A 13,218-nucleotide genomic window follows, 5' to 3' on the forward strand; every position below is an offset into this window, starting at 1 on the left:
GCCTCACGAGGCCTTGTAGAGCTCCCTGCGGACCCGTTCCGCAGCCTTGGCCGCCGAGCTGATCGTCAGGTCCTTGTCGGTACCCCCGTCCACGAGGACGAGCACACCGCCGACCCGCATCTCGACCGTGTAGTGCGGAGTGCCGTCGTACTCGTCGCCGCCCGTGTACCGCAACGTCTCCAGGACCGCCTCGTCGCCCATGTCCGGCAGCCTCCAGGCCTGGTGGTGCTCGTCGACCGGGGCCGCCTCTGTGTCGACGGTGACGACGGGGCAGCCGTCGTGGAGCTGCCGACGCAGGTCGAGGTAGCGCGAGGCCTGCTCGGCCGGCATCGAGATCAGGCTCTCGGAGACGTAGGGGTCGCCGTCCGATACGGGTCCGGAGAGGGGACGCAGCGTATGCCCGGCGCTGGCACCCTGCATGCGCCGCAGCTCCCCGAGCAGCTTGGTGGCGGGTTCGCAGGTGCCCCAGTCGCCGCCCCCGCGGTGCTGGTTGAAGAACCCCAGGGTGGGCTCGCTCGCCCTGGCCTTCTTGCCGATGGCCTTCGCCGGAAGCAGCGCCGCCTTCAGCTCGGCGTCCGTGAAGACCTTGTCGGCATCCGCGTGGCCGTCGGCACCGGGCGCCGTGGTCGGCTTCGGGGTGCGCGTGGGCTTCGTCTCAGCCGTGCTCCCCTCGTCCCCGCACCCGGTGAGCACCATCAGCAGCACTGCCGCACAGCCCGCGCCCCGTCCCCGCACAGCGACTCCCCCTGTTCGACGATCAGTTCGGCCGCCACCCTAGGGGATACCCATGCCGACACAAGATGTGGGGCTGCCGCTCAGAGCCAGCACAAGATGTATGCTCGTGCTCGCTGTCGCCGCAGGGGAATCCGGTGCAAGTCCGGAACTGTCCCGCAACGGTGTATGAGTACGCATTTGCCGTACCCACGAGTCCGAAGACCTGTCGACAGCGCACCCGTTCCGTCCGGTCCGGGTGCCGACGACGTCCGGGCCTCGTGGAATGGGCTGGTGGACGCGGAGCCCAGCCCTGCCCGGGGCGGCGCCCGTGTGTCCCCTCCCCCTCCGCAAGGCTCTGAGCCGAGCGAGGGAGTGCTCCACGTGACCATCGCGCCAGCCGAACCTGCGTCAGCGCAGACCACCGACGGTCAGCAGACCGCCGACGGCCCAGGCACCGCGCTGCTGCGTACCCTGACCGACCTCACCGCCGACCTCCCCGACGCCGACCCCGGCAGAGTCGCCGCCGCCGCGCTGCGCGGCCGCTCGGCCAAGGCGGACGTGGCGGAGCTGCGGGAGCTGGCCACCGAGGCTGCCGCGGGGCTCATCTCCGAGGACCCGGCATACTCGAAGCTGGCGGCCAGGCTGCTGAGCATCAGCATCCGTGAGGAGGCCGCGTCGCAGGGCGTGCGCTCCTTCTCCGACTCGGTCGCGGTCGGTCACCACGAGGGCCTGATCGCGGACCGCACCGCCGCGTTCGTCGTCGACCACGCGGCGCGCCTTGACGGTCTCGTGGAGTCCGCGCTCGACGACGGCGCCGACTTCCGCTTCGGCTACTTCGGCCTGCGCACCCTGCACAGCCGCTATCTCCTTCGGCACCCCATCACCCGGCACGTCATCGAGACCCCGCAGCACTTCATGCTGCGCGTCGCGAGCGGCCTCGCCGAGGACGGCAGCGCGCGCTCGGTGGACGAAGTCGCCGCCCTGTACCGCCTGATGAGCCGCCTGGACTACCTGCCGTCCTCGCCGACGCTCTTCAACTCCGGCACCCGCCACCCGCAGATGTCCTCCTGCTACCTCCTCGACTCCCCGCTGGACGAGCTGGACTCCATCTACGACCGCTACCACCAGGTCGCGCGCCTCTCCAAGCACGCGGGCGGCATCGGCCTCTCGTACTCCCGCATCCGCTCCCGCGGTTCGCTGATCCGCGGCACGAACGGGCACTCCAACGGCATCGTGCCGTTCCTCAAGACCCTGGACGCCTCCGTCGCCGCCGTGAACCAGGGCGGCCGCCGCAAGGGCGCCGCCGCGGTCTACCTGGAGACGTGGCACTCCGACATCGAGGAGTTCCTGGAGCTGCGCGACAACACGGGCGAGGACCAGCGGCGTACGCACAACCTCAACCTCGCGCACTGGATCCCGGACGAGTTCATGCGCCGGGTCGCCGCCGACCAGGACTGGTCGCTGTTCTCGCCGGCCGACGTGCCCGAGCTCGTGGACCTGTGGGGCGAGGAGTTCGACGCCGCGTACCGCAAGGCCGAGGCCGCCGGGCTCGCCAAGAAGACCATCCCGGCCCGTGATCTGTACGGCCGCATGATGCGCACCCTCGCGCAGACCGGCAACGGCTGGATGACGTTCAAGGACGCCGCCAACCGCACCGCCAACCAGACGGCGGAGCTCGGCCACACCGTCCACTCCTCCAACCTGTGCACGGAGATCCTGGAGGTGACGGACGACGGCGAGACGGCCGTCTGCAACCTCGGCTCGGTGAACCTCGGCGCCTTCGTCCTGCCTTCCGGCGACGACATCGACTGGGAGCGGCTCGACGAGACCGTCCGCACGGCCGTCACCTTCCTCGACCGTGTCGTCGACATCAACTTCTACCCGACCGAGCAGGCCGGGCGCTCGAACGCCAAGTGGCGGCCCGTGGGCCTCGGCGCGATGGGTCTGCAGGACGTCTTCTTCCAGCTGAAGCTGCCCTTCGACTCCCCCGAGGCGCGCGCCCTTTCGACGCGCATCGCCGAGCGGATCATGCTCGCCGCGTACGAGGCGTCCGCCGACCTCGCCGAGCGCAACGGCCCGCTCCCCGCCTGGGAGAAGACCCGCACCGCGCGCGGCGTGCTGCACCCCGACCACTACGGCGTCGAGCTGACCTGGCCGGAGCGCTGGGCGGCACTGCGGGAACGTATCGCCGCGACCGGCATGCGCAACTCGCTGCTGCTGGCCATCGCGCCGACCGCCACCATCGCGTCGATCGCGGGCGTCTACGAGTGCATCGAGCCGCAGGTCTCCAACCTCTTCAAGCGCGAGACGCTGTCCGGCGAGTTCCTCCAGGTCAACGCCTACCTGGTGGAGGAGCTGAAGCGGCTCGGCGTGTGGGACGCACAGACCCGTGAGGCGCTGCGCGAGGCCAACGGCTCGGTGCAGGGCTTCAGTTGGATCCCGGCCGACGTCCGCGCGCTGTACCGCACGGCGTGGGAGATCCCGCAGCGCGGCCTGATCGACATGGCCGCCGCGCGTACGCCGTTCCTCGACCAGGCGCAGTCCCTGAACCTGTTCCTGGAGACGCCGACCATCGGCAAGCTCTCCTCGATGTACGCGTACGCCTGGCAGTCGGGGCTGAAGACGACGTACTACCTGCGCTCGCGCCCCGCCACGCGCATCGCCCGCGCGGCCGGCGGCCAGAACGCCACCGCCACCGCCACCGTTCCCCAGCAGGTGACCGACCCCGACGCCGTCGCCTGCTCCCTGGAAAACCCCGAGTCCTGCGAGGCCTGCCAGTAATGAGCTCCACGACCAACGCCGAGAAGAACCTCCTCGACCCGGGCTTCGAGCTGACCCTGCGTCCCATGCGCTACCCGGACTTCTACGAGCGCTACCGGGACGCGATCAAGAACACCTGGACCGTCGAGGAGGTCGACCTCCACTCGGACGTCGCCGACCTCGCCAAGCTCTCGCCGGGCGAGCAGCACATGATCGGCCGCCTTGTCGCGTTCTTCGCGACGGGCGACTCGATCGTCTCCAACAACCTGGTGCTCACGCTCTACAAGCACATCAACTCCCCCGAGGCGCGGCTGTACTTGAGCCGTCAGCTCTTCGAGGAGGCCGTGCACGTCCAGTTCTATCTGACGCTGCTCGACACCTATCTGCCCGACCCGGACGACCGCGCCGCCGCGTTCGACGCCGTCGAGGAGATCCCCTCCATCCGCGAGAAGGCCGAGTTCTGCTTCAAGTGGATGGACTCCGTCGAGAAGATGGACCGCCTGGAGAGCAAGGCCGACCGGCGTCGCTTCCTGCTGAACCTGATCTGCTTCGCCGCGTGCATCGAGGGCCTCTTCTTCTACGGTGCCTTCGCGTACGTCTACTGGTTCCGCTCGCGGGGTCTGCTGCACGGCCTGGCGACCGGCACCAACTGGGTGTTCCGCGACGAGACGATGCACATGAGCTTCGCCTTCGACGTCGTCGACACCGTCCGCAAGGAGGAGCCGGAGCTCTTCGACGACGCGCTGCAGACGCAGGTCACGGACATGCTCAAGGAGGCCGTCGAGGCCGAGCTGCAGTTCGCGCGCGACCTGTGCGGTGACGGCCTGCCGGGCATGAACACCGACTCGATGCGCGAGTACCTGCAGTGCGTCGCCGACCAGCGGCTGCAACGGCTCGGCTTCGCGCCGGTCTACGGTTCGTCAAACCCGTTCTCGTTCATGGAACTTCAGGGTGTCCAGGAGCTGACCAACTTCTTCGAGCGGCGCCCTTCGGCCTACCAGGTCGCCGTCGAGGGTTCGGTCTCCTTCGACGACGAGTTCTAGGACATCAGACTGCCGCGGGCTGCGTGGAGCGCGGGGGGCTTCACGCAGTTCGCGGTCGATCCTGCGGTCGCGGACGTACCCGACAAGCGCGGGTGCGGCCAGCAGGAGGAAGACGGTCAGGACGGTCACGTATCCGAGGAATGTGTTCATGTCCTCACTGTCGTCCGAGCCGGACTCAGACGTGAGTGGCAGGACTGCCACACCCCATCGACTTCCTGCCAAGGCCGCGGCACACTGCGTACATGCTGAAGGCTGCGACACTGAAAAACGTGGCCGTCGTGCTGCTCGACGGCGTCAACCCCTTTGAACTCGGCGTCGTCTGCGAGGTGTTCGGCCTCGACCGGAGCGACGAGGGCCTTCCCGTGTACGACTTCGCGGTGGTCGCCGCGGAGAGCGGGGTGCTGAGCAACCACGCGGGATTCTCGATCACCACGCCGTACGGCCTCGACCGCCTGGAGGAGGCCGACCTCATCGCCGTTCCGGCAGGTCAGTCGTTCGTGGGCCGCGACTATCCCGAGGAGCTGCTCGCCGCGCTGCGCCGCGCGGTGGACCGCGGCGCCCGCGTCCTGTCCGTCTGCTCCGGCGTCTTCGTGCTCGGCGCCGCGGGACTGCTCGACGGGCGGCGCTGCGCCGTGCACTGGCAGCACTCCACGGAGCTGGCGGTGCGCTATCCGCGGGCGCACGTCGAGCCCGATGTGCTCTACGTGGACGAGGGTTCCGTCGTCACATCGGCGGGGACCGCCGCCGGGATCGACGCCTGCCTGCACATCGTGCGCCAGGCACACGGCACCGAGGTCGCCAACGCCATCGCCCGGCGCATGGTCGTACCGCCCCATCGCGACGGCGGCCAGGCGCAGTTCGTGGCCCGGCCGCTGCCGCGCACGGCGTGCGACACCGTCGGCGGGGTGCTCGCCTGGATGGAGCGCCACCTCGACACGGAGATCACGGTCGAGCGGCTCGCCGAGCGCGCCCATATGTCGCCGCGCACCTTCGCGCGCCGCTTCCAGCAGGAGACGGGCACCACGCCCTACCGCTGGCTGCTTCGCCAACGGGTGCTCCTTGCCCAGGAGTTGCTGGAGGGTTCGGACGAGACGGTGGACGCGATCGCCGGGCGCGCCGGTTTCGGCAACGCCGCGGCGATGCGCCACCAGTTCCTGCGGGCGCTCGGCACCACGCCGAACGCCTACCGCCGCACCTTCCGCGGACCGGCGGTCAGCGCCGCTCGGCGCGAAGGACCAGACGCTTCGGATGCAGCGTGATGCCGATCTTGGTGCCGGTGTCGGTCTCCGGGACGGGCGAGAGGTGCCACCTCGGGGCCACCGTCGCCAGGATGATGGCGAGTTCGGCCAACGAGAAGTGGTCACCCGGGCACTTTCGGTTACCGACGCTGAACGGCATCATCGCGAACTCCGGTACGTCACCTGCGCGTTCCGGATTCCAGCGGTCCGGGTCGAACTCCAGATGCCGCTCGAAGGAACGCGGATCGCGCTGCATCGCGTACACGCTGTACACGATGTCGGCGTCGGCCGGAATGCGGTAGCCGCCGAGGTTCGTTTCGGCTACGGACCTGCGCGTGAATATCCAAGCGGCAGGTCGTATACGCATGGCCTCGGTGACGACATTTCGGGTGTGCGGCAGGTTCTTGAGGTCCGCGAATGTGATCTCCCGGCCCGGCGCGACGGAATTTACCTCTTCAACCAACCGCCTTTCCTGCTCCGGGTGTTCGGTGAGCAGATGGAACGTCCACGCCAGGGTCGACGCGACATTCTCGGCCCCCGCGACGACAAGCGAGACCACATGGTCGTGGACCTCCTGGTCGCTGAGCGGCTGACCCGTTTCATCGTGCGCCCGAAGCATTTCGGCCAGCAGGTCCTGCTGGCCCGAATCATTCGCCCGCCGTTCGGCGATGATCTCGTCGACCAGCGCGTGCAGGTCGTCGAGCGCGTTCTGGAAGCGGCGGTTGCCCTGGGTCGGCACGCGGTACAGCGGCCCGACCGAGAGGATCATCCGCCGGTAGAGCCCCTCGAAGACGGTGTGCAGCGAATCGGCGATGCGGTCCGCCTTCTCGCCGATCGAGTCGACCTCCAGGAGCGAGCGGGAGACGATGCGCACGGCGGTGCGGAACATCTCCGCGCTGATGTCGACCGTGCGGCCGTGGTCCCAGCGCGCCGCCGTGGCGCGCGCCTCCTCCTCCATCACCTTGGCGTAGCCGGCGATCCGCTCGGGCCTGAACGCGGGCTGCATCATGCGCCGTTGACGCCGGTGCAGCTTGCCGTTGCTGGTCGCAACGCCCTTGCCGAGGAGCACTTCGAGGGTGTCCCAGAGCGGTCCACCGACGATGTACTCCGGACTCTTGAGCATCTGCCCGACCAGCTCCGGATCGCAGACCGCGTACGCCGTCTTGGGTCCCAGCCTGATGCGTACGAGATCACCATGGTCCCGCAGCGCGGCCAGGAAGCCGAGCGGGTCGCGCATCAGGTGCCAGGCGTGACCGATGAGTGGTGCGCCGCCGCTGACGAGCGGCGGCTCCGATCCTGACGCGGCGGGCGCGGGTATCGTGGATTCGACGCTCATTCCTCACCTACCAGTTCGTTTTCGGCCATGGGCTTTTCCACCAGATGGTTTTCCGTGACGTAGGGAGGCATGGACCTGTCGTCCCAGCTGTCCACGCGATAGCGGCCGGATTCATGGTGGAACCAATAGACGGAAGAGAACCAGTTCCGCATATTGAAGACGCATGATTCAAGGGCTTCCGCGAGCTCTCGGCCCTTTTCGGATCCGTCCGCCAACTTATCGGCGAGCAGCAGGACTTCCTCCTCGGCCACGAGGAAATCCGCGACGCACTGACTGACGCGCCTGTGGACTTCCCTCACCGCCTCTTCGAGCGTTAATCCCTCGTGCTGTATGAGGCTGATCCCGAGATTGTGCAGTTCATCTCCCGCGAGTTCTTTGGGGAGCGAGCACAGGTCGTTGTACCAGGCGGAGAAATCCTGGGTCGCAAGCGCCGCCCGCCGGTATGCGGGATGTTTCCTTATCGCCCGCGGCAGTTCGTACCGCGCGGTGGGCTCCAGGAGGTCGATCCACGCCCAGTGCGCGAACGTCAGCCGGCGCAGTTCAATGTACGCCTCGACGGGCGGCACCGTCCCGCAGCGCCGGTTCCTGAACTCCTGGTCGTACGCCTCGATCACGGGGTGGAAGTGCCTGGCGAAGCGCGCGTTCCAGCTGGGGCCCAGGAACGCGTACAGCCGCAGCACGCAGTCCGCGAAGCCGCAGACCAACGGATCCCTGTGGTGCAGATACTCCTCCGGGTCGTTGAGAGCGCCGTGCAGGCCCCGGCACAGCCGCCGCCACTGGGCCGCCCTGCCGTGCACCGAGTCCCGGTCGTGCCGGTCGTCCCACGCGAAGAACCAGCTGCTGAGGTCCGCTATCGCGGTGAGCAACTCGTCGGGCGCGCCAATGTAGTAGCCCGCCACCAGATCGGTGTAGCAGAGGCTGTCCGCGTACCGCTCGACCTTGTCCGGGGGCATGAGCCGCATTTCGAGCAGCCAGGTCCTGGACTTCTCCTGAAGCTGTGGCCAATACGGGTGCAGACGGCGAGGAAACGCTGCTTCGATCACCGGAACGGCCAGCGCCTGTGGTACCGATACCGTCTGCGTGTGTGGCCTCGTGCACGGCTGTTTCTGTGAAGTGCTTCCGGAATATGCACGCACGAACAAACCCCTCTCAGCCGCCTGGTGACGCACGCCCCTCCCGCCGTACCGGGCGCGCGCCGTTGCGTATCCCCGCGCTTTCCATTCAGCACCACAACTGACCGTTCAGGGAACAGATTTGCGCCATTCACTACCCCCCAGTGCCGAGAGAATCCCCTTATGTGACTGAATATGGATCACGGGCAGCCGGATTTGCTCGCACATGCGAACGGCTCATGCGAACGGCCCCAGGGCGGGAGGGAGTTCCCGACCAGGGGCCGCTCGTGTCACGCGGTTCCCACGCCTCTCAGACGTCGCGCGCGTCAGTCATTGGCCACCACGGGGTAGCGCGGAGTGCCCTCTTCCATCTGCCGCAGCGCGTCCTTGCGGTCCCGCTTGGAGAGGCGGTCGATGTAGAGGTAGCCGTACAAGTGGTCCGTCTCGTGCTGCAGGCAGCGCGAGAAGTAGCCCGTGCCGCGCACCTTGATCGGGTTGCCCTTCTCGTCCTGCCCGGTCACCTCGGCGTAGTCGGGGCGGGCCAGCTCCGCGTACGCGGTGGGGACGGAGAGGCAGCCCTCGTTCGACTCGTCGAGCTGACGGCGGTCGGCGGGCAGCTCCTGCAGGACCGGGTTGCAGACGACACCGACGTGCCGCGTGCCCTCGTCGTCCATGCAGTCGTAGACGAAGACCTTCAGGTCGACGCCGATCTGGTTGGCGGCCAGGCCCACGCCCTCGGCGGTCCGCTGGCTGGCGAACATGTCGTCGACGAGCTTGGCCAGCTCGTCGTCGAAGGCGGTGACGTCCTTGCACTCCTTGTGCAGCACAGGGTTGCCGACGACCGTGATGGGCCGTGCCGTGCCCCGCTCGCGGTAGGCCGTCTCCCGCTCCTCGCAGTCCTCCGTGTCGATGACGAAGCCCTCGTCGCCGACGGGAAGCACCCCGCCCGAGGCCTGCTGCTCAGTGTCCTGCGCCATTGTCCGACGTACGCCTTCCTGGGATCCCACAAGAGATGGTGCCCGTACAGCCTACGGGCACCGGTCAGCAGACCTCTTCCAGATCCCGCCAGTCACGGGAGTCCGGGCTGTCCGCGACCCAGCCGTCGAGCAGCCCGCGCACCAGGGCGGCGGGCGCCGCGATGCCGCACTCCCGCTCGGGCACCCACAGGGCGCCGGGGCTGCGGTGGCCGAGCGGCCCGGGATGGCCCGGCTCGCTGTGGTCGTGCGGGTCCAGGTGCTCGCCGTCGCCCTCGTCGCTCGGCATCCGGCTCTCGGAGCACATCCGGCAGAGCAGCCGCACGGACGAGGACCAGTCCTCGGCGGCGAAGCCCGCGTCGGCGGCGAGCTTCTCCAGGGCGTCCCGGTCGTCCTCGGTGCCGGCCTCCAGGAGAACCACCCAGGTGGGAACCGGCGAGGGCGCCCACAGCTCGATCTCGTCGAAGACCGGGTAGGAGTGCCCGGCCGCCGTCGAGCGCTCGCCGTGCGGCACTCCGTCGTGCAGCACGACCTCGCCCCAGCGGCGCCCGGAGGACGGCAGCGGAATGGAGAGCACCTCTATCCGCGCGGGGTCGAGCCTGCGCCCCCACACCACCTCGGCCTCGCCCTCGGGCGAAAGGCGCACCGCGGCGCTGCCCAGGTCCATGCCGGTGGGCTCTCCGGAGGCGGCGACCCCGCCGGGCACCCGCAGCCCGTACGCCTGCCAGGCGCGGCGGGCAAGGGGCCAGTCCTGCAGGGCGGTGGCGGCGATCCCCACGTTCCACCAGTCGGGGGCGCCGGCGGACCGGTCGAGCAGTGCGACGGCCCGCAGGCCGGCGGCCCGCGCCTGCTCCCAGTCGTGCCGGAACTTGTGGAGCAGCGCGAGATTGAACCAGGACTCCGAGAGCCAGGGCTCCAGATCCGCCGCGCGGGTAAGGAGCGCGCCCGCGTCCTCGTACCGCCCGTCGCCGATCAGCGTGAAGGCGCGGTCGGTGGCCTGCCGCCATGAGGCGGAGGGCCGGTGCCGTCCCTTGCCGAAGATCCTCACGATTCCCGCCTGCCGGTTACTGAGTTCCAGGGTTCCTGCTGTGTGATCCTGCTGTGTTCGAGGGCCTCTTCGCATCCAACCACGTACGGTCGGACGGGCGCTCATTACCCATGGGTTACCCAGCGGGCACGCGGTCACGCCCGCCCGCCCCGGGCCCCTGTGGGACACGGCTATTTCCCCCTCGCGAGCACCCTGGCCAGGGCTTCCACGACCTCCGGCTGATAGTCGTGGCCGGTGGCGAGGCGCAGCCGTTCCAGGGCGTTGAGCGGGCCTCCCGGCCCTTCTCCCCGCGCCATCTCGTCGTATGCGTTCGCCGTCCGCACGATACGGGCGGTGAGCGGCTGGTCGCGGTACGGATCCGCCTGCCGCTCCACGACCACGGCGACGTCCCCGTCCACCCCCGTCTGCCGCACCACGGCACCCCCGAGCAGGGCGATGCGCCGCTGCTCCGCCTCCGGCAGGGCGGCCGTCGCGCCCGCGGGCACCGGGTCGAGCAGGGAGAGCTGCCCGATGTCGTGCATCAGCGCCGCGTGCTCCAGGACGGCGAGGTCCGACTCCAGGAGCCCCAGCTCGCGCCCCACGGCCCTGCTGAGCGCGGCGACACGGCGTGCGTGGCCCGGCGGGGTGTACCCGGCGATCTCGGTGGCGCGGGCCAGCGAGGCGATGGTCTGCCGATATGTGGTCCGCACGGCGGCGTACCGGCGGAAGGACAGCTGGGTGAGCAGCAGCGGAAGGCTGAACACGGGGAGCGCCCAGAGCCCCGCGACGGCGACCGCGAGCGCCATGACGGCTCCCGTCGCGCACACCGCGGACCCGATGCCGAGCATGGCCCGCAGCTCATCCCGCAGGATCGGCCCGAACGGCCACCCCGTGCGGGCGTGCGCCATGGCCGCGGCGAGCACGGCGTCGCAGAGGGCGGTCAGGGCGAGCAGCGCGACGATGAACGCGGCGAAGGCGGGCCCCTTGCCCACCCACTCCTCCAACTTCCCCGAGTTGTACAGCGGCTGGAAGCACACCGCCGCGAACCCGACGGTCAGCACCCGTCGGGCCACGTGGTCAAGGGCGGGCCCCTTGCCGAGCGCCACATGCGGTACGGCGCCGACGAGCGCGGCGGCGACCACGACGGCGATCACCTGCAGCACGCCGTGATGCGTGGCCCGCCCGCCGATCTCCCCGAGCAGCGCGTACGCAAGAGCCCCCGCGGCCCCGAGCGGCGCGGGCTCCCGATCGCTCCCCCCGGCTCCCCACCGGGCAAGCTCCCCCACAGCGACAACCCCTCCGAAGGCAAGCGCGACGCCGCCTTCGGTGACGCCGTGCCAGAGGGTGAGGGCGAGCGCGATGAGGGTGAGGATGCCGGCGGCGCCATAAACGACCACGGTCGTCCCGGTTGTGCCCCCACTGCCGGGCTCCGCCAAAGCGCCGCTCACCGCGCTGCCGAACCCGGTGCCGCGGAAACACCGGAAGCCCCCCGCCGAGGCGACGGCACACCCCCGGCGACATCAGCAGTCACCTCCGGGTTCCACCCATACCGCTCCAGCGCCCGCCGCAACGCGGAAACCATCACGGGATCGAACTGCACCCCCGCGCACCGGGACAACTCGGCGAGGGCGGCATCGACAGGCCGCCCCCGCCGGTAGGACCTGGTGGACGTCATGGCGTCAAACGCGTCCGCAACAGCCACCACCCGCGCAAACTCCGGAATCTGCCGCCCCACGAGCCCGTAGGGATACCCGCTCCCGTCGATCCGCTCGTGGTGATGCAGGATCGCCGCCCGCGCCTCCCCGAGGAACCCGATCCCGCGCACCATCTCGTGTCCGTACTCGGGATGCAGCTCGATGACCCGCCGCTCCTCAGGAGTCAGCGGCCCGTCCTTGCGCAACAGCCGCGTCGGCACACCGAGTTTGCCGACGTCGTGCAGGATCCCGGCGAACCGCAGGCTCTCCACCCGCTCGTCCGTCATGCCGAGCTCGCGGGCGATCATCACGGAGGCCCGCCCCACCCGCTCGCTGTGCCCGCGGGTGTACCGGTCCTTGATGTCGACGGCCTGCACGAGCGCCCGGATCGTGGCCTGGTGGGCGGCCCGCTCGCGGTGGTACTGCGCGAACACCCAGCAGGAGACGCCCATCGGAAGCAGCACAAGGAGCGCGGCGAGGGGCCCGTAGGGGCTGCGCCACAGCACGGCCATCATCAGCCCGGCGAGCCCGTGCACCGCGACGGGCGCGAACGACCGCAGGAAGAGCCCCCGCCACGCGGCCCGCACCGGCACCCGTTCCGCCGTCGCCAGGATGCCGCCGTCCAGGACGGTCAGTACGCCGGAGAAGGCGAGGACGGCGGCCGCCGCGGGCGCGAGCGCGTACGGAAAATCGGCCGCGGCCACCGTGTCGGGCCCGCCGCACGCCGCGTACATCCGGGCCGACGCCCAGGCGGCCAGGGCGAGTTGAGCGGCGCGCCAGATTCTGCGCACCCACCGGGGGCGTCGCTCCACGCGGGCGAGCAGCGCTCCCGGCACCGCGACGAGCGCCGCGCCGGCGGGCGGCAGCAGGAACACGGCGGCGAGCAGTACCGGGAAGAACGTGCCGAGGCCGCTGGGCGCGCGGCGCCCGATGACCCGGCACCGCGAGACCTGCTCGCACCCGGCGTAGAGCACGGCGAGCAGCCCGACGGCGGCCCACGGCGTGCGCGCGCTCAGCGCGGGCGCTGCACAGGCCGCGGCGCCCAGGGCGACGCACAGGATGTAGGCGCGGGCCCACGGAGCGATGGACCGCATGGCACTGTCTCCTCCCCCGTGATCCCCCAGGGCCGAGTTCCGAATGACCGGCTTCCGCGGTCCGGAGAGTAGAACGGCTACCCCCCACTTCGAGCCCCGCGTGCGGAAATTGGCACGTACGAGTGACAGTGGACAGAAAGAAGGCGGGGGCGGGGGGGGGTGGCGGACGGGCCGGGGCCCCCGCCCCACACGGGCGAGCGGCGGCGCGCGCCCCATCGAGCGCGCA

Annotated in this window: 10 protein-coding genes and 1 riboswitch; of the genes, 3 read left to right on the forward strand and 7 right to left on the reverse strand. The window is 70.0% G+C overall.

What is annotated here, in order from left to right; translation table 11 throughout:
* Positions 1 to 3: 3 nt before the first annotated feature.
* Positions 4 to 735 carry a hypothetical protein gene (locus ACFWY6_RS11440; protein WP_384687964.1) on the reverse strand — a complete coding sequence of 244 codons (732 nt, stop codon included), beginning with the start codon at positions 733 to 735 and terminating at the stop codon, positions 4 to 6.
* Positions 736 to 860: 125 nt separating this feature from the next.
* Positions 861 to 938: riboswitch (cobalamin riboswitch) on the forward strand.
* A 157-nt stretch (positions 939 to 1,095) separates the two neighbouring features.
* Here ACFWY6_RS11440 and ACFWY6_RS11445 point away from each other — a divergent pair.
* The 3 genes from ACFWY6_RS11445 to ACFWY6_RS11455 all read left to right on the forward strand — a co-directional run bounded on the left by ACFWY6_RS11445 (position 1,096) and on the right by ACFWY6_RS11455 (position 5,776).
* A complete protein-coding gene (locus tag ACFWY6_RS11445; RefSeq protein ID WP_384687965.1) occupies positions 1,096 to 3,495 on the forward strand; it encodes a ribonucleoside-diphosphate reductase subunit alpha in 2,400 nt (799 codons plus the stop codon).
* Complete coding sequence (locus ACFWY6_RS11450; RefSeq protein WP_384687966.1) at positions 3,495 to 4,517, forward strand: ribonucleotide-diphosphate reductase subunit beta; 1,023 nt, start codon at positions 3,495 to 3,497, stop codon at positions 4,515 to 4,517. The genes ACFWY6_RS11445 and ACFWY6_RS11450 overlap by 1 nt, the downstream gene beginning before the upstream one ends.
* Before the next feature lie 242 nt (positions 4,518 to 4,759).
* On the forward strand, positions 4,760 to 5,776 hold the full coding sequence (locus ACFWY6_RS11455; RefSeq protein ID WP_384687967.1) for a helix-turn-helix domain-containing protein: 1,017 nt from the start codon (positions 4,760 to 4,762) through the stop codon (positions 5,774 to 5,776).
* Here the strand turns inward: ACFWY6_RS11455 and ACFWY6_RS11460 are convergent.
* The 6 genes from ACFWY6_RS11460 to ACFWY6_RS11485 all read right to left on the reverse strand — a co-directional run bounded on the left by ACFWY6_RS11460 (position 5,730) and on the right by ACFWY6_RS11485 (position 12,992).
* Positions 5,730 to 7,091 carry a cytochrome P450 gene (locus ACFWY6_RS11460; protein ID WP_384687968.1) on the reverse strand — a complete coding sequence of 454 codons (1,362 nt, stop codon included), beginning with the start codon at positions 7,089 to 7,091 and terminating at the stop codon, positions 5,730 to 5,732. The two genes, ACFWY6_RS11455 and ACFWY6_RS11460, sit on opposite strands and share 47 nt — an antisense overlap.
* The gene (gene cyc1 / locus ACFWY6_RS11465; protein ID WP_384687982.1) at positions 7,088 to 8,227 is read right to left on the reverse strand and encodes an epi-isozizaene synthase; all 1,140 of its coding nucleotides are present in this window, start codon (positions 8,225 to 8,227) and stop codon (positions 7,088 to 7,090) included. The genes ACFWY6_RS11460 and cyc1 overlap by 4 nt, the downstream gene beginning before the upstream one ends.
* Positions 8,228 to 8,529: 302 nt before the next feature.
* Complete coding sequence (gene def, locus ACFWY6_RS11470; protein ID WP_266870643.1) at positions 8,530 to 9,180, reverse strand: peptide deformylase; 651 nt, start codon at positions 9,178 to 9,180, stop codon at positions 8,530 to 8,532.
* 64 nt (positions 9,181 to 9,244) lie between these two features.
* Complete coding sequence (locus ACFWY6_RS11475; protein ID WP_266870642.1) at positions 9,245 to 10,225, reverse strand: hypothetical protein; 981 nt, start codon at positions 10,223 to 10,225, stop codon at positions 9,245 to 9,247.
* Between the two features lie 170 nt (positions 10,226 to 10,395).
* Positions 10,396 to 11,601 (reverse strand): HD-GYP domain-containing protein, encoded by a 1,206-nt coding sequence (locus tag ACFWY6_RS11480; RefSeq protein WP_384687969.1) that lies wholly within the window; start codon positions 11,599 to 11,601, stop codon positions 10,396 to 10,398.
* Positions 11,602 to 11,648: 47 nt separating this feature from the next.
* Positions 11,649 to 12,992, reverse strand: coding sequence for an HD-GYP domain-containing protein (locus tag ACFWY6_RS11485; protein ID WP_384687970.1), 1,344 nt, complete (start codon positions 12,990 to 12,992; stop codon positions 11,649 to 11,651).
* Positions 12,993 to 13,218: the final 226 nt, after the last annotated feature.

The organism is Streptomyces sp. NPDC059037 (assembly GCF_042740015.1).
Taxonomy (GTDB): Bacteria; Actinomycetota; Actinomycetes; order Streptomycetales; family Streptomycetaceae; genus Streptomyces.